The following is a 20,484-nucleotide window of genomic DNA, read 5'->3' as shown; positions in this document are numbered from 1 at the left end:
AAGCTTACCCGTGATGGAGAAGGCGGTTTCCCGCCTTCTCCTGATATTCTCAAGCCGCCCGGTTATAGGAGCGCTGAGCCGTCGCCTCGCCCTGGCCGAGGCGGAAGTTGGAGAGCAGCGTGCGCAGCTGGTTGCTCTCGGTGGCGAGCGTCTGGCTGGCGGCCGTGGTCTCTTCCACCATCGCGGCATTCTGCTGCGTCATCTGGTCCATGTGGTTGACGGAGGTATTGATCTCCTGCAGCCCCGTCGCCTGCTCGCGGGCAGCCGTCGCGATGGAATTCACGTGGTCGTTGACCTTGTTGACCAGTGCCTCGATCTCGACCAGCGCATCGCCGGTCGAGCGAACCAGCGACACACCGGTTTCGACTTCGGCCGCCGAATTGCTGATCAGCGTCTTGATCTCCTTCGCGGCATTCGCCGAACGCTGCGCCAGCTCGCGCACTTCCTGCGCAACGACAGCGAAACCACGTCCCGCCTCACCCGCACGCGCCGCTTCGACACCGGCATTCAGCGCCAGAAGATTGGTCTGGAAGGCGATTTCGTCGATGACGCCAATGATCTGGCCGATACGGCTCGAGGAATCCTCGATCCGGCTCATTGCCGCCACAGCGTTGCGAACGATTTCGCCGGACTTGCCGGCACTGGTCTTCGTCTCGGACACCATCTCGCGCGCTTCCGTTGCCCGCTCGGAGGCGGTGCGAACGGTTGCGGTGATCTCATCGAGAGCCGCCGCCGTCTCTTCCAGGGCAGCAGCCTGCTGCTCCGTCCGCTTCGACAGGTTGCTGGTTGCTTCGCTGATATCGGAGGCGCTGTCATTGACGACATGGCTCGATTCCGAGATCGCCTGGATGACGCTGGCAAGCGCACCGGCGGCCGCGTTGAAGTCGGAGCGCAGCTTGGAATATTCCTCGCCGAGATCGCCGACCGTCACGGTGAGATCACCGGCAGCAAGCCGTTCCAGCCCCTGGCCGAGCGTCATCATCGCGTGGTTCTGGCGTTCCGCAGAGCTGCGCATCCGCTGCTCGCTGCTGCGGCGCTCGCCATCCAGCTCGCGCTGGCGGGAATCTTCGCGCGAACGCATCTCACTGCGTTCGATCATCGAGTCACGCAGGACAAGCAGAGCCTTCGCCATATGGCCGATTTCGTCGCGGCGCTCGCTGTCGACCACGGCGGCAGCAGAGTCGTCGGTGGCAATCGCATGCATGGCAGCACCGATCCGCGCCACCGGACCGGTGACGCTGCGGACGATCGCATAGGCAATGAGCAGGGTGATGATCGCGCCCAGGCCGCAGAGCAGCGCCGCCCACAGCGCGTTCTGCCGGTAAAGTGCGGCAAGGTCGTCACCATAGACGCCGGTACCGACAACCCAGCCCCAGGGCTCGAAGCCTGCAACATGCGAGTATTTCAGAACCGGCTGCTCGGCACCCGGCTTCGGCCAGTAGTAATCGACGAAGCCCTGGCCATGCGCCTTCACCGTATTGACGAACTCGACGAACAGGAACTTGCCGTTCGGATCCTTGTTCTGCGTGAGGTCGGTACCGTTCAGCTCCGGCTTGATCGGATGCATCACCATGTTGGGATGCATGTCGTTGATCCAGAAATAACCGCTGTCGCCATAGCGCATGGAAGCGATGACGTCCTTGACCGCCGTCTGCGCCTGTTCGCGCGTCAGCGTACCGTCCTGCTCCATCTTGTAGTATTTCTTCATGATGTTGATGGCCGTCGCATCCATCTGCGCCAGCCCGGCTTTCCGCTCCGCCTCAAGCTCCGAGTAGGAATAGTTCAGGAAGAAAGCCATCACGCCGACGAAAATCGCCAGCGTCAGCCCGACAAGCCCGTAGAGACGGGTCGAAATCTTTGTATTGCGCACGAAGTCCCCTCGCATTCACGCAGTCATGATCGGCGCAAATTCTGCAGCGCATGTCTTACTGGCCGGTGAAGCATTATTAGCTCGGCGTCACATAACGTAACGAAAGGAAGCTCTTGCAACGGCATCCCATCGATCAAGCATATGAATTCTATTATATTTAAGCTCAGCGATTTTTTTGCGGTCTGGTAAGCATAATAATTCGTGACCGGGCAGGAGACGGATGTAGAGCCCTGCTCCAGCGTCCCTATCCCAAGATCTTATGATACCGCGCCTCCCCCATTTTGAGTATTTCGCTCGCCATCCTAACGCGTCTTGGCGGACACGAAAGGATTGGGGCTCGCGTCTGGGGTCGCGAGCCCCCTTTTTAACCCACGAGGAGAAGCTCCATGACGGAACGCGCGATCGGTTTTCTGGTGGCAGCCGAGTTGTCGGCTCTCTTCTGGGCAGCTCTGTTCTTCACGCTCGGCCGTCTCTGAGAGATCGCCGCCGGCCATCCCTGCATAACCGCGTCATTGCCCTTGCCATTCAGCCGTCAAGCCTGCCATCTTCACGCTTCGTGAAATGACAAGGACTTGACAATGAACGACAGCCCGAAGCCGAAAGGTGAACTCACCCTCCGCACGCTCGCCATGCCCGGCGACGCCAATCCGGCAGGGGATATTTTCGGCGGCTGGGTCATGGCGCAGATGGACTTGGCAAGCGGCATCCGCGCCGCCGAACGCGCCCGCGGCCGCGTCGTCACCGCCGCCGTCAAGGAAATGGCCTTCGAACTGCCGGTCAAGATCGGCGACACGCTCTCGGTCTACACCGACATCGACCGCGTCGGCCGCACCTCGATCACCCTGATCGTCGAGGCCTGGGCGCACCGCTCCCGCTACAACAAGATGGAAAAAGTCACCGCCGGCACCTTCATCATGGTGGCGCTCGACGAGAACGGCGCACCCAAGCCGGTCCCCGCCGAGTGACATCCGGGATCGAAGTCAAGCGCGCAAGAATTGCGATGACTTGTCGAAGCTCAGTCCCGGGAAAATCTTCGCGGTCAGGTCGTCAGGGCTGACGTCGAACTGCCGGTAAAGCATCGCAGCGGCGATCTCGCGGACATCGGCCGTCGGCATCAGGTCGCGGTCCTCGAGCAGCTGGGCATCGCCGATACCCGGCCATTTGCCGAGGATGCGTCCGCCGTTGATCGCCCCGCCTGCAAGCAGCGCGCAGCCGCCGGTGCCATGGTCCGTTCCGCCAGAGCCATTCTGGCGGACGGTACGGCCGAATTCGGTCATTGCCAACACGACGGTCTTCGACCAGACGTCAGGGCCTAGCGTCACTTTCAGCGTATTGATCGCCTGCGCCAGGTCCTGCGCCGGCCGCTTGAACTGCGCCATCTGGCCGCCATGCGTGTCCCAGCCGTTGATCGAGAAACTGGCGATCCGATATTCGCCTTTCAGCATATTTGCGGCGAGTGCGGCAACATCAGTGATCTTTTCGCCACGCTTTCCCTCCGGTTCGGCAATCATCGCCGCACCGTTTGCCCTGGTCGCCTCCTCCATCGCCTTGGCGAAAGCCGGATCGTCGGCATAGAGCCGCATCAGGAACTGCATTTCGTCCTTCGCGGTGCCGAGATTGGAATCGGACGCCCAGACATCGACATTGTTTGGGCCCGAAAGGATGAGCTCCGTCGATGTATTGACGTCGATCGCCTTGCGCGCATCCGAGCGCGGGATGACAGCGAGCGCCCGGTTGAGCCAGCCGGTCTTTTCTTCGGCCACATGCTCACCGCCGGATTCCAGCATGTCCTGGCCATCGAAATGGCTGCGCTGATCGCGGTAGGGCGTTGACACCGCATGAACGAAGGCCAGCTCCTTCGACTTCCAGAGCGGCAGCAGATCCGCCGCTGCCGGATTGAGGCCGAAGTGACCATCGAGATCGAGAAGCCCCTTGTCTGGCGTCAGCGCCAGTGTCGGGCGCAGCACCGCAAAGCCGGCGTCACCATAAGGCTGCACCAGATCAAGCCCGTCCATGGCGCCACGCAGCACAATGGTGACGAATCTGTTATCGCCGGGCATGGCCGCGAAGGTCACGGGAGTGAAGATGGGGGCTGCTGCAATGCAGCAGGCAGAGGCAAGAAAACCGCGGCGCGAAAGCACAATCTCTGTCATCGCGAGGCTCCTTATCGGCGGTTGAATTCGGGAGATGCGAGAACCAGCGTCAGGCCGCTGATCTTGTTGGGCGCCTGCGACACGACGCGGATCGTCTGGTCACGGGCCGCATCGCCAAGCGTGGCTTTCAGAAACTCGCGTGGATCCTGATCCTTTCCGAACCGCGCCGAGGCACGCCGCGCCCAGGCAAGCCGCTCGGCCAATTGGCTGGCAGTGATCCAGGCGTCGAACTTCTCCTCGAAACCCGCCGGGCTTGGCGGCAGCCAGATTGGTTGGCCCATCCGCCGCAAGGCGCCCTGCCCAAGCGCCCGTGCCGCCTTGACGGCCTTGCGCCTTTTGATCACGTCCCGATCTTCGGCGGTCGCATCCGCGGACACGGTGTCGCCAGCACCATCGGCTGGCGGGGCCATCGCATTGTCCATGGATTTGTTGTCATCGCTCGCCTTCGATTGCGCCGCCATTTCCGAGCCGTCATCATCATCCTGATTGTCCTGCATAAAGCCGGCGGCAATGCCGTCACCACCGCCAGAATCCAGAGCCCGTAGGCCGGTCACGATATAGTCGAACGGCTGACGTGCCTTAGACCCTTCGTCGCGCCAGGCTGCAGGATGGGAGAGCATCGCATCATAGACGGCCAGCAAGTTGCCACTCGCTGCATCCCATGCGTCAACCATCGCATTGACAATATCAGCTGGCGGCTCGTCCGAGATAAAATGGATACAGAGCTTGCGGCATATATGTTCGGCGGTCCTCGGATGATCCGCGAGATCATCGAGCAGATTTCGATAATCCTTCCGCCGTCGATGCTCTCCCCCATATCCAATGCCCAGAACCGAGTGCGATCCCGGCTCCGCCAGGCGTGGCCGAAAAATCGTGGCCAGCGCATCATCATCGACGGTAAGCCCAGTCAGTACCAAAGCGGCGGAATGCACGTCTGCCTGCGTGTAACCGCTTCCTGCTCCAAGCGTGTGGAGCTCCAGTAGTTCACGTCCGAGATTTTCGTTGAGACCTTTATGCTGGGACCGACCGTTGAGTGAGTCAGGGCCTTGTGACAGGGATTGATCAAGATAGATGAGCATCGCCGGATGTTCTGTCGCAGCACGCAACAGGCGGCGGAACGATCCGCCAATATGCGGCCTGATCGCCTCCGCCTCATAAAGCGGTACGACCAAGCGCATCTGCAGGCTCTTGTCGGCGCTGGTCGAGAAGTGATTGGTCCAGAAAGTGGCCAACCGCTCGTAAAAACCGTTCGGAGACAGGACGGCCTGCATGAGCCGCGCGCTGCAATCGCGCTGAAAAGTCTGATAGGCTCCCTTTTGCAATATGAGGCGGCCTTCGTGCCTCGTTTGGTGGTTCCGCCCGCTGCGCAGATCGATCAACGCAGTCTGCAGCTCTTCGATCTGCTCATGGCGCCCTTCAATCCCGCCGGCGAGATATAACGGCTCGGTCTTGATGCCTATTCGGACTTGATCGAGCAGCTGACTTTTGTTCTGTGGCGCGGCCTCGCCAGGTCTGAAACCGTAACCGAAGCGGATTGATGCCATGGTCTCGAATGACACGCTCATGGCTAGTTACCTCATCATCGTTGATGATTGAGCGTCTCAGCCAATTGCGACCGGATTTCGCGCGAATTGCGGCGTTTTCCAGACATGGACTATTTGTAATTATTGGGATTTTCGCTCCGTCGCGGTCACCACCGGATGCCGCTCCAGCTCCTCGAGCGGGATATAGACATCGGTCTCGCCCGGCTTGTGATCCGGATGCGAAACCTTGGCGTCGATCTCATCGGGCAGCGCCAGCGCCTGTTCGGTATTCATGATCCCGAGCGGCACCTTGCCTTTGCTGGTGGATACGACGACTTCGACGAGCGGCTTGTTCTTCTGCATCTGTGATCTCCAGTACATGGAAATCCAACGCGCGCCGCCCTTACCCGTTCCCCATGCCCCGGTCACTCCATGTTACCGCGCGTTAAGAGCAATGCTATCAGCCGTTGAAAAACTGGGGCCGTTTCGATGTCGCGGGCGGCAGAGCCGCGATACGCGGCAGGCATGTGAAACCACGTGCCCAAAAGCCTGTCATGCCTGATCCTGATCCACTCCGTGAATATATGCGCATCGTGCGCACCCTCAATCTCTACAAGCTCCAGCTGCTCGCCATCGAATCCAAGCTTCGCAAAAGCAGCACCGCCGCGCGCAAGCAGCTCTTGGAGCAGCGCCATGAAGATATTGCTGCGGAGATGGAGGCGCTCAAGGCCGAAGGTGACGGATGGCTCTGCAAGCTGCGCCGCGCCAGTACGGCGCTCTGATCACTCGCCGGTGAGCCGGAGCCGCAACGTGGCGAGCGCCCGTTCAGTTGCGTCGATCTCCCGGTGCACCAGCGCTTCGCGCCGGTGGTCGATCCCGCCACCGGCAAGCACCGCATCGACGACCTCCAATATGCCCGTCGCGTTGACCACCACACGCGTCGCGCTGCGCTGCAAATCGACAGGCGCGCCGTCTATATCAGCCGTCTCGGGCGACGGCCGGTCGGCCGCAATGAAACCTGTCTCCTTCAGTAGGTAGTTGACGAGCCGCACATCCGGCACCGCCCGCACCAGCGCATTGATCTCGTCGGCGGAAAAGCAGGTGCGGTTGATCAGCCGCGAATGCAGCACCGCATAGGTCATGCCGAGGGTAGCCGCCACGGTCTCGACCCCGGGCTTCTTTTCGACGACGAGGACAGTATAGGCGATATCTGCAAACTCGCGGCCGCGCTCTGCCATGGTCCACTCCCCCTATCCGTGCAGTTTCCATGCAGGCAGGGAGAATGGCAAGTGGCAACGCACCGTTGAAAAGACGGCGCCGATTTGATGGAGCGCCGCCAGTCGATCCGCTACGGACCCGCCTGCCCTGGGATCAGCCACCCCTATCGCAGGGCCGGCCGCCTGTCGCTTTTGCCCTAAGGCAGGCGGCCACTCCTCAGCCGCGGAAGATGAAAGATGCGCCGATGGCGATCAGCGCAAAGCCGATGGCGTGGTTCCAGGTGAGGTTCTCACCGAGCCAGAAGATCGAGAAGCCTGCGAAGACGATCAGCGTGATCACTTCCTGCATCGTCTTCAGCTGCGCCGTCGTATAGACCGCCGAGCCGATACGGTTGGCCGGAACCGCCAGGCAATATTCGAAGAAGGCGATGCCCCAGCTGGCGATGATGGCCAGGAAGATGGCGCTGCTCTTGTGCTTCAGATGCCCGTACCAGGCGAAGGTCATGAAGATGTTCGAGGCAAAAAGCATGATGACCGGCCAGACGGCGGCGGGGCTCAGCGAAAACGGCATGGGAGAATCCTTGAGGCGTGACTGCTGGCGCCACCATGTATCCCGAAATCCACGCTCTTCAAGGCCTCTCCGGCGGCACAACGGATTTTCACCGCAATAGCCGCTCACGCCGCAAAACCGGGGAACTTTCGATCGGGTCCGCCGTTCATGGCGAGCGCCGGAAGCGGCCCGCACAAAAGCGGATCTACCTTCAGGACAAAGCTTCGTCCCGAAGGAAACCCCGTGACCGCCTCGCACCCATCCCGCCTCTTCGGCCGCTCGCTCGCAGCCCTCGCAACCCTGAATTTCTTCCTCGCCGACGCCCGCGACGGATTAGGCCCGTTTCTCGACGGCTTCCTCGCGACGCATGGATGGACGCCGATGACGCTCGGCGTGGTCGCCACGCTCGGCGGCATTCTCGGGCTGATCGCCACGCCGCTCTTCGGCGCTCTCGTCGATACCTCACCTCATAAGCGGCTGTTGATCATCGTGCCGGTGATCCTGGTGACGGCGGCGGCACTCTGGACGCTCGCAAGTCCCGGCAACGCCTCGGTCTTCGGCGGGCAATCGATGACGGCGATCGTCGGCGCCGTGATCGGCCCGGCGCTGATGGGCCTGACACTCGGCCTCGTCGGCGAAGCGGCCTTTCCGGATCAGGTGGCGCGCAACGAATTCTGGAACCATGCCGGCAATGTGGTCTCGCTGGCAGGCGTCTATCTCGCCTCCTCGTTCTTCGGCCTTAACGGTATCATCGGCCTGATGATCCTCACCGCGCTCGCCACGATCGCCGCAACGCTGGCGATCGATCCCCGTCGCATCGACAACAAGGTCGCCCGTGGCCTTGCCCATGACGACGGCAGCCCGGGTCCATCGGGCTACTCCGTCATCGCCGGCTCCCGCGGCCTCATCCTGCTTGCCGTGACGCTGCTGATCTTCCATTTCGGCAATGCGCCGATGAGCCGGCTGATCGCCCAGGATTTCTCGATCCAGCTCGGCACGCCCTTCCGCACGACGGCGATCGTCACCGGCGTCTCGCAGCTGTCGATGATTGGCATGGCCCTCGCCGCTCCCTACCTGATCCGCCGCTTCGGCCTCGCCTCGATCTTCGTCATCGCGCTCTGCGCCCTGCCGCTGCGCGGCGCCATCGCCGGCAGCTTCGAAAGCTTCGCGGCGATCTATCCGGTCCAGTTCCTCGATGGCGCCGGCGCCGGCCTGATCGGCATCGCGACACCGCTCGCCGCCGAACGCATCCTCTCCGGCACCGGCCGCTTCAACGCCGGCCTCGCCGCCGTCATGACCGTCCAGGGCATCGGCGCCTCGCTGAGCAATATCGTTGCGGGATGGCTGACCAAGGAAGGCGGATACGGGCTTGCCTACTTGGTGCATGGCCTCGCCGCGCTTGCGGCGATTGCGGTGTTTGTCTACGGGCGGCGGGAGATTGTGCCGGAACGGCGGGCCACTACCGCAACCGAATAGACAACCACCCCTGATTGCAGGCAATTCGTTTCAAATCATCCCGTGATGTGACTTGATACAGCGCGATCTCGCCATCGGCCATGACCGGCCGAGGCGCTCAGACCGGTATCTCAACACATTTCGAACGGCACGCGCCCGAAGGGCCGTACGGCGCAAGCGCATGTCCGCTTCGCAACGGGAGGAATGCCATGACAGCCATTACTCTTTCACCAGGCCTGACCCAGGAATACGACCTGATCTTCGCTTCGGCGAAAATTCGCAGCGAATATCTGTCCGCGGTGCGAGCCGTTGCCGAGCGGATCATCTCGCCCGCCAACTGGGCTCGCTATCAGGATGTCGGCGGCAAGACCGGCATTCCACCTTATGTAATCGGCATCATTCACAGCCTCGAAGCCAACGGCCGGTTCGACCGCCATCTCCACAATGGCGACCCGCTCACCGCACGCACGGTTCAGGTGCCCGCGGGCCGACCGAAAAGCGGCAAGCCGCCATTCACCTGGGAGGAAAGCGCAGTCGATGCGCTGGCCGACGTCAAATCCAAGGGCTGGTCTGTCGCCGAGATCGCCTTTGTGTTCGAAGAGTATAATGGCTGGGGCTACCGCCGCTTCCACCCGCAGGTCAAAAGCCCTTATCTCTGGAGCTTCACGACGGCCTACACGAGCGGCAAATATGTTGCGGATGGCAAATGGTCCGATAGCGCCGTCAGCCGGCAATGCGGCGCCATGGCGATCCTGCGCTATCTGGTCGAACATAGCCTCATATCGCTAACCGCTCCCGCTGCACCAGCTGCGGACGAGCCACCGGTGCAGCCCTTCGCGAACATCACCGTCGTCAAGGCGCCGGCCTATCCCGGCCAGATGCTCCGCCGTGGTGGCAGCGGCGGCGAAGTCCGCCGGATACAGGAAAAGCTCATCCTTCTCGGTATCGGCGAAGCAGGCGGTGTCGACGGTGATTTCGGTGAGAAGACCGAATGGGCGGTAAAGCTGTTTCAGGCCCGGCATGAAGATGGCGGCGGCGAACCGCTCGATATCGATGGGGTCGTCGGCCCGAAGACCTGGGGTTCGCTGTTCGACGAAGATCAGACAACCTCCACCACTCCTGCCGCCTCCAAAGCACCAAGCGGCTTGCTGGACGCCGTCCTCGATGTCGCGCGCTCACAGCTCGACGTCCGTGAAATTCCCCGCGGCAGCAACCGTGGTCCGGAGGTGGATGCCTATCTCAGCAGCGTCTCGGCATCGCTTCTCGGGCAACCCTGGTGCATGGCCTTTGTCTACTGGTGCTTCGCCAAGGCATCCGCCAATATCGGCGTCTCCAACCCGGCGCCCAAGACGGCTAGCGTTTGGCGCTCCTGGGAAACGGTACATGAAGCACGCACGGCAAACATTGTCAGCGCAGCCGAGGCCCGCGCCGATCCCGACAGGCTTATTCCCGGCATGGTCTTCTATATCGATACCGGCGGCCGAAGCGGGCACACGGGGTTCGTGACCGGTCTCGCCGACGGCAAGCTCGTGACGCTCGAAGGCAACACCAACAATGATGGCAGCCGCGAGGGATATGGCGTCTTCACGCGCAACAGGCGCCGTGTCGATTCCATAAATTTAGGATTTGTGGATTTCAGCTAGCACCAGGCCAGCCAAATCAAGCTGCAGTGGAACGCAATACCTGACCACCGCAAAACAAACATTAGAAGACGCTGGTTAAGAAATAGCTACAGCCGGAAACGGGCGAAGGGCGGGTGGAGTGACCCGCCCTTCGCGCTCAGGCGCGATACGCGCCGCTTGGCGCCTCGGCCTCCTCCGTGCCGAAGCGCACATTCTTCTTCTCGTAGCCGAAGCCGGCCAACAGGGCGACGACCGCCGCAACCACGGCGGCGACGACGAGCAGCGCTGTCGCATAATCGCCGTTCCAGTGGGCGGCGAGACCGGCCTGCATCGTCGCATTGCCCGAGGCCAGCAGATTGCCGAGCTGATAGGCAAAGCCCGGGAATGTGCCGCGCACCTCGTCCGGCGACAGCTCGTTGAGGTGCACCGGCACGATGCCCCAGGCGCCCTGGACGAAGAACTGCATCAGGAAGGCGCCGATGGCGAGCAGCACGGGACCAGGCGCATAGACCCAGAGTGGCGCAACCGGGATCGCCAGCAGCGAGGCAATGACGATCGCCTTCTTGCGGCCGATGCGCTGCGACAGCGCCCCGAAGAACAGCCCGCCGCACATCGCGCCGATATTATAGACGATGGCGATCGCGCCGGTCGTATAGCTGTCGTAGCCGCGCTGGGTTTCCATGAAGGTCGGATAGATATCCTGCGTGCCGTGGCTGAGGAAATTGAAGGCCGTCATCAGGAGCACCGACCAGATGAACAACGGGATGTTTTCGCGCAGGATCGTCAGGAACGGCCTGCGCCCCTTCCGCTGCCTCTCGATGAACGCCGGGCTCTCCTCCACATTGCGGCGGATATAGAGCACCAGCAGCGCCGGCAGCGCACCGACGAAGAACATGCCACGCCAGCCGATGACCGGGAACAGCAGGAAGAAGACGATAGAGGCCAGCAGATAGCCGGAGGGATAACCCGCCTGCAGGATGCCTGAAACGATGCCGCGGGATTCCTCCGGCACGGTCTCCATGACAAGCGAGGCACCGACGCCCCACTCGCCGCCCATGGCAATCCCATAGAGCGCCCGGAGGATCAGGAACATCGTCAGCCCGGTCGAGAAGCCGGTCAGGAACTCGAAGATTGAATAGAGCAGCACGTCGGCCATCAGCGTCACGCGACGCCCGAAGCGGTCGGCGGCAAGGCCAAAGATCAGCGCGCCGACGGCACGCATCGCAAGCGTCAGGAAGATCGCTGCCGAGACGGCCGGAACATCCGTGTGAAATTCTTCGGCGATATGTTTGAGAACGAAGACGAGAATGAAGAAATCGAAGGCATCAAGGGTCCAGCCGAGATAGCTGGCAACAAGGGTATTACGCTGCTGCGGGGAGAGCGCACGCAGGCTTGCCAATGCGGACATGTCTGTTCCTCCGTCCGAAAGCGGCGGCGAGGCGGGGCAATTCCGGATGCCGTCGGAGAGAGCGCCCTGAAACGGGCGGAAGTGCCACCGGGAGGTGACACTTCAGAACGTCAGCGATCCTGACATTGTTCCGCCGCCAGACTGCGGCATTTTGGCAGGCGGCGTCAGCGGCCTGCCGGACGCGAGGCGACAAGCGTCGGCCGCGGCGGCTTGGAGGGCGTGGAGTCGATTGCCTGAACCGGCGCCGGCCGGCCGAGATGGTAGCCCTGGGCATAGTCGATACGCAGTTGCCGCAGCAGGGTCATCTGCTCGGCGGTCTCGACACCCTCGACCAGAATCTTCGGGCCTCGGTTGCGGATCAACCCGACGATATCCTCGAGCATCGCCTTGCCGCGCGGCGTGGCGCTGCCATGCAGGAAGGAGCGGTCGATCTTGACGGTATCGAAGTCAATCAGGCGCAGCCAGGACAGGCCGGCAAAGCCCGTGCCGAAATCGTCGAGCCAGATGCGGATGCCAAGCGTCTTCAGGTCGCTGATGCACTTCAGCACGTCCGCATGCATCTCCATCTCCTGCCCTTCGGTGATCTCGAAGGCCAGGCGATTGCCGGAGACGCCGGTCTCGTAGAGGATCGCAGCGACGCTGGCGGCAAAGCCGGGCATGCGCAGCTGGATCGGCGAAACGTTGACGCTGGCGATCTGCGCCAGGTTCGGCAGCAGCACGTCGCGGCAGGCGGTCTGGATGACCCAACGGCCGAGCTCAAGGATCATCCCGGTGCGCTCGGCGATCGGAATGAACAGGCTCGGCGGGATCGAGCTGCCGTCCAGCGTCTTCAGGCGCATCAGCGCCTCGACAGCGTCGCGGCCGCCGGTGCGGATATCCTCGATCGGCTGATAGACCAGCGACAACAGATCCTGCGCCACCGCGATGCGCAGCAGTGCGGCGATATTTTCGCTCTCGTCGCTGCTGAACGGATCGTTCGGATCGAACAGGCGCGCGCAGTTGCGGCCGCTTGCCTTGGCGCTGTAGAGCGCCCGGTCGGCCTCGTGGATGATCTTTTCGAGCTTGCCGCTTTGGTCGCGCGTATAGGCCGCGCCGATGCTGACCGTGACGATCGAGGTGCCGTCGCGGCGCTCCTCGTGGATCAGGCCCATCTGCTCGACGGTCGCGCGGATGCATTCGGCGAGCTCGGCAACACGCTCGCGCTCGGCAAACTGCGCCAGCACGATGAATTCTTCGCCGCCGTAACGGCCGATCGATGCGCCATAGACCTCGATCGCGTCCTTGATCGTGCGCGCCACATGGATGAGGCAGCGGTCGCCTTCCTGGTGGCCATAGCCGTCGTTATATTTCTTGAAGAAGTCGACATCGACGAGGATGGCGGTAAAGCCGACGCCCTTGCGCTGCCATTCCTTCCAGTGGTCGCGCAGACGCTGGTCGACGGCGCGGCGGTTTTCGAGACCGGTCAGGTAGTCGGTGTTCGACATGCGCAGCAGCGCTTCGCCGCGCTCCGTCGCTTCCTTCTGCTGCATCCGGGCTTCCAGCGCGTTGAGAAACACGTGGTAGCGCTCGTGATTGAGCTTCCAGTTCACATAGGAAGTAAAGACGAAGCACGACACGTAGAACATGCCGAAGGCCATCGCGTAGATGCTGGTCGGCCAGAAGAAGAACAGCGAGCCGAGGAAGGTCGTCAGCACGGCGCTGGAGGCCAGCACCGACAGGCCGAAGCGGAAATTGAAGAACTGGTTGGCGCCCATCATGAAGATAGCGCCGAAGATCATATAATAGGACAGGCTGTCGGCATGCACCGTGCGCACCGCCGGAAAGCACCAGACGGCAAAGCCGAGCACCAGCGCCGTGGCACTGGTCCGGTCGAGCCACTGGATGCTCTTGCCGAAATAGACCTCGGCCTCCAGCATCAGCAGCGCCAGCGTGCCGACGGTGACGCGGGCGAGAATTGTATAGGTGGCGACGTCGGGGATCAGCAGCAGGTCGGTCGCGGAAAACAGGATATAGACGATAACCGCGATCCACAGCCCCTGCCGTGTCGCCGTCTTTCGCTCAGTCTCCCCTTCCATGCGATAGAGATCCCGCAGTTCGCCCGGCGTTGGCCGCAGCAACTTGGGTTCAAGATCAATCTCTGCCGCATAAGCAATCGCGTGCTTCATGCACTCTTCCACCGCTCCGTACTATCTCCGCCGGAGATTTCCGCTGTTGATCCAGACGGAATTGACCGACGCATTCGTGCGGTTCGCTTAGCCCCTTCAGGTGATGAGACACGGCAATACCGGCAATCCGACCCCACCAAAATAGAGGGGCTGCATTAAAGCTTGCTAAATTCCAGCGAAACCGGCGCCGTTAATCATGTTTATGGATTTCAATGGTTAATGAAAAGTTTCTCGCTAATATACAATTCAAGGTATCGCCGAAAACGGTACAGGTGTGCCCCGGTAATTTAACCCCAATTGATTAGAGGACGTATCGCGTGACCCAACCTAAGATGGATTTCGACGGCCATAGCCTTATTACGCCCAAAGCCATAGCCAACGAGCTCGAAGCGCCCAAAAGCGACCGATTCGAAGAGCATCTGGCCATCAGCAAAGGTGAAGTCGCCCTCATGCTGGAGCTTGCGCGCCAGCAGTTCGTGAAATCCGAAGACCCGACGAAGATCATCGACAGCGTCACCGTGCAGCTGCATGAAATGCGCGCCCGCATCCACCCGCGCGTCTGGCAGGAACTGGTACCGCTGATCCAGAACCACGCCGTCACCAGCTATTTCCTCGAGGATCCGCTGACCAAGTGGTCGTGGGACAAGCCGCGCGGCTATTCCGGCGATGCCACCCTGCTGGACTTCATCTACCGCCATGAAAGCGTGATGGACAAGGTCGCGGCATCCTCCGAGCTCGGCAAGGCGCTGTTCGAATATACCAGCACTGCCCCCTCCTCGCAGGCCAACTGGGACCGCCGCGACATCCTCGCCCGCCAGGTCGACGAAGTCGCCGCCGAGCGTGGTCCGGGCACGGAAGTCCTCAGCGTCGCCGCCGGCCACCTGCGCGAAGCCGCCTATTCCGAAGCGATGAAGCAGAAGGCGCTGAAGCGCTGGGTCGCCCTCGACCAGGATCCGATGAGCATCGGCACCATCGCCCGCGATTTCCAGGGCACAGCGGTCGAGGCGATCGACGGCTCGGTCCGCGAACTGCTGATGCGCCGCTCCAACCCGGGCACTTTCGACCTCGTCTATGCCTCCGGTCTCTACGACTACCTGGTCGATCGCGTCGCCATCAAGCTGACCCAGCGTTGCCTGGAAATGGTCAAGCCGGGCGGCACATTCCTGTTCGCCAACTATTCCTACCCGATCCTCGTCGACGGCTACATCGAGACCTTCATGAACTGGGCGCTGCTGCTCCGTTCGGAAGCCGACATGTGGAAGATCATCCACGAGGCGACGGCCGGCCAGAATTACGAATCCAAGGTCTTCTTCGGCAAGAACCGCAACATCGTCTACGGCGTCATCAAGAAGAACGGCTGAGACCTACTCAGCGCCTGACAAAACCGGCCGGGGCAACCCGGCCGGTTTTCTATTTCGGCGCGACTATTGGCGAAATCCGAACGATTCATTCGTTTCCCTTTTGTACTCTTTGCCTCTTCCATTTCGCGCTGACTCTCTCCATATTCCGGCCATGGCCAAAACTCCGAAGAAATCTCCCGCCCCGAATGGCTTCGAGGAAGCTCCCCAGTCGTCTTTCGAAGGCGCCCCACTCGAAGGGTCGGTCTCCGACTGGGTGAAGCAGCTGGAGCGTGATGCCGAGGCGGCGGGCGTCGAAAGCCAGCGCGAGATCGCCTCCAAGGCCGGCAAGCACCGCAAGAAGGTCGAGAACGAGGCGCGCAAGCACAGCGAGGCCGTCAGCGTCAACAAGAAGGCGACGGTCTCCAAGACCGCGCGCGGCGTTTCGATCGGCGGCTCGACCGATCCGAAGACCCGTGCCGCCGCCGGCCTCAATCCGGTCTCCGGCCTCGATGTCGGCCTCGAAGAAGCGTCGTCGCTCTCGGCCGGCACCGCTGTCACCGCCACGGTCGATGCGCTTGCCAAGCTGATCGAGAGCGGCAACCCGCTGCACAAGAACGGCAAGATTTGGACGCCGCACCGCCCGGCCCGGCCCGACAAGTCCGAAGGCGGCATCACCATCCGCATGGACAGTGAATACAAGCCGGCCGGCGACCAGCCGACGGCGATCCGCGATCTCGTCGAGGGACTGGAGAATGGCGACCGCAGCCAGGTTCTGCTCGGCGTCACAGGCTCGGGCAAGACCTTCACCATGGCCAAGGTGATCGAGGAAACCCAGCGCCCGGCGCTGATCCTGGCGCCGAACAAGACGCTGGCCGCCCAGCTCTATTCGGAATTCAAGAACTTCTTCCCCGACAACGCCGTCGAATATTTCGTTTCCTACTACGACTATTACCAGCCGGAAGCCTATGTGCCGCGCTCCGACACCTATATCGAGAAGGAAAGCTCGATCAACGAGCAGATCGACCGCATGCGCCACTCGGCGACGCGCTCGCTGCTGGAGCGCGACGACTGCATCATCGTCGCCTCGGTCTCCTGCATCTACGGCATCGGCTCGGTCGAGACCTATACGGCGATGACCTTCCAGATGGCCGTCGGCGACCGCCTGGATCAGCGCCAGCTGCTCGCCGACCTCGTGGCCCAGCAATACAAGCGGCGCGACATGGATTTTACCCGCGGCAGCTTCAGGGTCCGCGGCGACACGATCGAAATCTTCCCGGCCCACCTGGAAGATGCGGCATGGCGCATCTCGATGTTCGGCGACGAGATCGACGCCATCACCGAATTCGACCCGCTGACCGGCGCCAAGACCGGCGACCTGAAATCGGTGAAGATCTACGCCAACTCGCACTATGTGACGCCGCGTCCGACGCTGAACGGCGCCATCAAGTCGATCAAGGAAGAGCTGAAGCTGCGCCTCGTCGAGCTCGAAAAGGCCGGCCGCCTGCTGGAGGCCCAGCGCCTGGAGCAGCGCACCCGCTATGATGTCGAGATGCTGGAAGCCACCGGCTCCTGCCAGGGCATCGAGAACTATTCGCGCTACCTGACCGGCCGCGACCCCGGCGATCCGCCGCCGACGCTGTTCGAATATGTCCCTGACAACGCCATCGTCTTCATCGACGAAAGCCATGTCACCGTGCCGCAGATCGGCGGCATGTATCGGGGCGACTTCCGCCGCAAGGCGACGCTGGCCGAATACGGCTTCCGCCTGCCCTCCTGCATGGACAACCGCCCGCTGCGCTTCGAGGAATGGGATGCGATGCGCCCGGATACCATCGCCGTCTCGGCGACCCCCGGCGGCTGGGAAATGGAACAATCAGGCGGCGTCTTCGCCGAACAGGTCATCCGCCCGACCGGCCTCATCGATCCGCCCGTCGAAGTCCGCTCGGCCCGCAGCCAGGTCGACGACGTGCTCGGCGAAATCCGCGAGACCGCCGCCAGGGGCTACCGCACCCTCTGCACCGTGCTGACCAAGCGCATGGCCGAGGACCTGACCGAATATCTGCATGAACAGGGCGTGCGCGTCCGCTACATGCACTCGGATATCGACACGCTGGAGCGCATCGAGATCATCCGCGACCTGCGTCTCGGCGCCTTCGACGTCCTCGTCGGCATCAACCTGCTGCGCGAAGGCCTCGACATTCCCGAATGCGGCTTCGTCGCCATTCTCGACGCCGATAAGGAAGGTTTCCTGCGCTCCGAGACATCGCTGGTGCAGACCATCGGCCGCGCCGCGCGTAACGTCGACGGCAAGGTCATCCTCTATGCCGACAACATCACCGGCTCGATGCAGCGCGCCATGGACGAGACGGCGCGACGCCGCGAAAAGCAGATGGCCTACAATAGCGAACACGGCATCACGCCTGAAAGCGTCAAGGCCCGCATCTCCGACATCCTCGACTCGGTCTACGAGCGCGACCACGTCCGCGCCGACATTTCAGGCGTCAACGGCAAGGGCTTCGCAGACGGCGGCAACCTCGTCGGCAACAACCTGCAGACCCATCTCAACGCGCTCGAAAAGAGCATGCGCGACGCCGCCGCCGACCTCGACTTCGAAAAGGCTGCCCGCCTGCGCGACGAAATCAAACGCCTCAAGGCCGCCGAACTCGCCGTCATGGACGACCCGATGGCCCGCGAGGAAGCCAAATCGATGGAAGCCGGCAAGCGGGATGCTTCAAGGCTTCGGTCTACGGCGCCAGCCGCTCAGTCTGAGGGTGCAAAGAGAGCGAGCGCACGCAACGAGTCTATCTCCCCACCTGTGGGGGAGATGGCCGGCAGGCCAGAGGGGGGCGATCTTGCTCAACCCTCCTACTTCTCCCGCCCCAATCTCGACGAGATGGGCCGCGACATCCAGCAACCGGCCGGCAAATCCCTCTTCCGCCGCAACGACCTCGACGAAATGACCGTCGGCCGCACCGAAAAGCCGGTCTCAGGCAAACTGCCGGAAAAGCCGGATGCGTCGAGGAGCACAAAGCGGTTTTCGCCGCTGATGGAGGGGCAACCGGAACGTGATGACCCGCGTCCGCTGGTGCGCGGCAAGACGGGCGTCGGCAGCTATGAGGATCCGGGCGAGCAGAAGCGCAAGAGCCGGACGAAGGGGAAGACCGGGCGGCCGGGGCGGTAAGCAACCGAGCGGCCGCTACGAGTCCATCTCCCCGCCTGTGGGGAGATAGCCGGCAGACTAGAGGGAGCGAGCTTGCTCCAACCTGCCTCTTCCACCGCAACGACCTCGACGAAATGACCGTCGGCCGAACAGAAAAGCCGGTTACCGGCGCACTGCCGGAAAAACCGTAGGCGTCAATAATGCACCGAGCGCTTCTCGCCCCTGCTTGACGGGCAATCGGCGTGATCTTGTTCGCCCGCTGGTGCGCGGCAAGACGGGTGTCGGGAGCTATAGGGATCGGGGAGAGCAGAAGCGCAAGAGCTGGAGCAAGGGCAGGACGGGGCGGTGAATTCCAGACAGCTAGAATCGAACTGAACATAAAAGAAATGCATTGCAACCAAAAATAGAATCGATTTAGCTGCCCATTGATACAAAATAGGACAGCCAGTATGCATCGGGTAATTAAGAACCACTTCGATAATTTTGTAAAAAATTACAATCTCAGCTTCGCAGAATCCAAGAATTTTGAGGCTTTTTCTGCGTATTGCATAGCGAAACACTACACTTTTGATACAATAAATCCGGAGGCACTTGTCTACGAAGGCGACGAGCCTGGAATAGACTCTGCGTTCTTCATTTGCGACGAAGCAATCATAACATCATATGACGAGATCGTGAGTCTGTTTGATAAAAAGAAAAACAACCACGACATAGTGTGCGTTCTAATTCAAAGCAAAACCTCAGAATCATGGAATAAAAAAGAAATAAACACATTTGAGAGCGCTGTACTTGACTTCATATCGGAAAACAGTGAGCACACCTACAACGACGAATTGATTGAAAGAAAAGAGATATTTAATACTATTATAAAGAATGTTGGAAAAATAAAAAATGGAAGACCAAGAATACAGTGCTATTTCGTAAACACAGCCAATGAGGCGTCAGACAAAGAGATAATCTCGGCGCAACGGACATTAAAAAATAGACTCGATGAAACCGGCCTTTTTTACGCCGCAGATGCAACATTGGTTGGACGAGAGCAGTTGCTGGGACTCTGGATAAAATCCCAAGGCGCCTACGAGACGACATTTGAAATCATCGGCTCTGCCTCGTTCCCAAAAAGTACAGGTATTGAGGAAAGCTACGTTGTCACCGTCTCGGCCAAAGAGTTTACCAACAAAGTGCTGACCGACGAAAACGGGAGCCTTAGGAAGTCCATATTTGAAGAAAACGTCCGTGACTTCATTCCATTTGATGGAAGTGAAATTAACACGGAAATCGGGAATACCATTCAGGATTCAAGTAGATCGCAGCGATTCGGAATAATGAACAACGGGCTGACAATCATCTCGCCCGATGTTCGCTTGCAAAGCAACGAAATCTATATATCCAACTATCAGATTGTTAATGGATGCCAGACATCGAACGTGTTGTTTGAGAACGAATCTTCTCTAAATGACAAGATAACAATCATGGCAAAGATCATAGAAACAGACGACCAAGACATTGTAGATGATATTGTCAGGTCTACAAACAGACAGAATAAGATTGAAGATCATCAGTTCTTGGCTACTCTTGATAGCGTCAAGTCCGTTGAGCGATATTTCATTGCGAGAGGTGGAGACGAAGAACATCGCTTGTACTTCGAACGCCGACCTAACCAGTATGGCAGAGACGATATACCCGGGATCAGAATATTCGATTTGAAGGAACTAGCTAGGTGCACCGGCGCTATGTTCTTAGACAAGCCGGACGTAGCAAGCCGCTACCCAAATCAACTTGTAGAGGAACTACAAGGGACAGTATTTGACCCAAAAAACAAAGAAGAGATCTTCTACACCTCGGCATACTGTAATTACAGGCTAAAATTGCTACACAGCAACAACCGTATTGATAAGGCAATCAATCGGTTAAAGTGGTATTCGTTGATGGCGATCAGATATCGGGTCTGCGGCGAAAATCCATCTGACCTTGCCCCGTTGAAATAATCCATTTTGAAGTAAGCTCTGGCCCATCGAGAG

Annotated in this window: 15 protein-coding genes and 1 pseudogene; 8 read left to right on the top strand and 8 right to left on the bottom strand. The window is 60.6% G+C overall.

The window, feature by feature from the left end:
• Nucleotides 1–49 precede the first annotated feature (49 nt).
• Nucleotides 50–1,870 carry a methyl-accepting chemotaxis protein gene (locus tag ACODR6_RS28920; protein WP_489025858.1) on the bottom strand — a complete coding sequence of 607 codons (1,821 nt, stop codon included), beginning with the start codon at nucleotides 1,868–1,870 and terminating at the stop codon, nucleotides 50–52.
• A gap of 578 nt (nucleotides 1,871–2,448) precedes the next feature.
• On the opposite strand from ACODR6_RS28920, the gene ACODR6_RS28915 reads away from it, so the two are divergent.
• Nucleotides 2,449–2,835 (top strand): acyl-CoA thioesterase, encoded by a 387-nt coding sequence (locus ACODR6_RS28915; protein WP_112716794.1) that lies wholly within the window; start codon nucleotides 2,449–2,451, stop codon nucleotides 2,833–2,835.
• A gap of 15 nt (nucleotides 2,836–2,850) precedes the next feature.
• On the opposite strand, the gene ACODR6_RS28910 is transcribed toward ACODR6_RS28915, so the two are convergent.
• The 3 genes from ACODR6_RS28910 to ACODR6_RS28900 form a co-directional block, all read right to left on the bottom strand.
• Entirely contained in the window at nucleotides 2,851–4,023 is a 1,173-nt protein-coding gene (locus tag ACODR6_RS28910) for a DUF1501 domain-containing protein (protein ID WP_489025856.1), read from the bottom strand.
• An 11-nt stretch (nucleotides 4,024–4,034) separates the two neighbouring features.
• Entirely contained in the window at nucleotides 4,035–5,588 is a 1,554-nt protein-coding gene (locus ACODR6_RS28905; protein WP_489025855.1) for a DUF1800 domain-containing protein, read from the bottom strand.
• Nucleotides 5,589–5,687: 99 nt separating this feature from the next.
• Nucleotides 5,688–5,909, bottom strand: coding sequence for a hypothetical protein (locus ACODR6_RS28900; protein ID WP_112716800.1), 222 nt, complete (start codon nucleotides 5,907–5,909; stop codon nucleotides 5,688–5,690).
• 191 nt (nucleotides 5,910–6,100) lie between these two features.
• On the opposite strand from ACODR6_RS28900, the gene ACODR6_RS28895 reads away from it, so the two are divergent.
• Nucleotides 6,101–6,328 carry a hypothetical protein gene (locus ACODR6_RS28895; protein ID WP_112716802.1) on the top strand — a complete coding sequence of 76 codons (228 nt, stop codon included), beginning with the start codon at nucleotides 6,101–6,103 and terminating at the stop codon, nucleotides 6,326–6,328.
• Here the strand turns inward: ACODR6_RS28895 and ACODR6_RS28890 are convergent, their stop codons facing one another.
• The gene (locus ACODR6_RS28890; RefSeq protein ID WP_199629474.1) at nucleotides 6,329–6,784 is read right to left on the bottom strand and encodes a phage regulatory CII family protein; all 456 of its coding nucleotides are present in this window, start codon (nucleotides 6,782–6,784) and stop codon (nucleotides 6,329–6,331) included.
• A 196-nt stretch (nucleotides 6,785–6,980) separates the two neighbouring features.
• Complete coding sequence (locus tag ACODR6_RS28885; RefSeq protein WP_112716806.1) at nucleotides 6,981–7,334, bottom strand: DMT family protein; 354 nt, start codon at nucleotides 7,332–7,334, stop codon at nucleotides 6,981–6,983.
• A gap of 222 nt (nucleotides 7,335–7,556) precedes the next feature.
• On the opposite strand from ACODR6_RS28885, the gene ACODR6_RS28880 reads away from it, so the two are divergent.
• A complete protein-coding gene (locus ACODR6_RS28880) occupies nucleotides 7,557–8,789 on the top strand; it encodes an MFS transporter (RefSeq protein ID WP_489025851.1) in 1,233 nt (410 codons plus the stop codon).
• A 188-nt stretch (nucleotides 8,790–8,977) separates the two neighbouring features.
• Nucleotides 8,978–10,411 (top strand): peptidoglycan-binding protein, encoded by a 1,434-nt coding sequence (locus ACODR6_RS28875; protein WP_489025849.1) that lies wholly within the window; start codon nucleotides 8,978–8,980, stop codon nucleotides 10,409–10,411.
• 136 nt (nucleotides 10,412–10,547) lie between these two features.
• Here ACODR6_RS28875 and ACODR6_RS28870 read toward each other — a convergent pair whose 3' ends face one another.
• Nucleotides 10,548–11,798 carry an MFS transporter gene (locus tag ACODR6_RS28870; RefSeq protein ID WP_130278132.1) on the bottom strand — a complete coding sequence of 417 codons (1,251 nt, stop codon included), beginning with the start codon at nucleotides 11,796–11,798 and terminating at the stop codon, nucleotides 10,548–10,550.
• A gap of 164 nt (nucleotides 11,799–11,962) precedes the next feature.
• On the bottom strand, nucleotides 11,963–13,963 hold the full coding sequence (locus ACODR6_RS28865) for a putative bifunctional diguanylate cyclase/phosphodiesterase (RefSeq protein ID WP_489025846.1): 2,001 nt from the start codon (nucleotides 13,961–13,963) through the stop codon (nucleotides 11,963–11,965).
• 317 nt (nucleotides 13,964–14,280) lie between these two features.
• Between ACODR6_RS28865 and ACODR6_RS28860 the strand changes: the two genes are divergently transcribed.
• The 4 genes and pseudogenes from ACODR6_RS28860 (at nucleotide 14,281) to ACODR6_RS28845 (ending at nucleotide 20,451) form a co-directional block, all read left to right on the top strand.
• On the top strand, nucleotides 14,281–15,324 hold the full coding sequence (locus ACODR6_RS28860; protein WP_130278131.1) for a class I SAM-dependent methyltransferase: 1,044 nt from the start codon (nucleotides 14,281–14,283) through the stop codon (nucleotides 15,322–15,324).
• 151 nt (nucleotides 15,325–15,475) lie between these two features.
• On the top strand, nucleotides 15,476–18,484 hold the full coding sequence (uvrB, locus tag ACODR6_RS28855) for an excinuclease ABC subunit UvrB (RefSeq protein WP_489025844.1): 3,009 nt from the start codon (nucleotides 15,476–15,478) through the stop codon (nucleotides 18,482–18,484).
• Between the two features lie 86 nt (nucleotides 18,485–18,570).
• Nucleotides 18,571–18,812 (top strand): annotated as a pseudogene (locus ACODR6_RS28850) (hypothetical protein); the annotation flags it as partial.
• A 100-nt stretch (nucleotides 18,813–18,912) separates the two neighbouring features.
• Nucleotides 18,913–20,451 (top strand): AIPR family protein, encoded by a 1,539-nt coding sequence (locus tag ACODR6_RS28845; RefSeq protein WP_489025842.1) that lies wholly within the window; start codon nucleotides 18,913–18,915, stop codon nucleotides 20,449–20,451.
• Nucleotides 20,452–20,484 lie beyond the last annotated feature (33 nt).

It is taken from the genome of Rhizobium sp. FG96 (genome assembly GCF_057808655.1).
The sequence above is the reverse complement of the archived record's forward strand: the minus strand, read 5'-3'. Positions and strand labels throughout refer to the sequence as shown.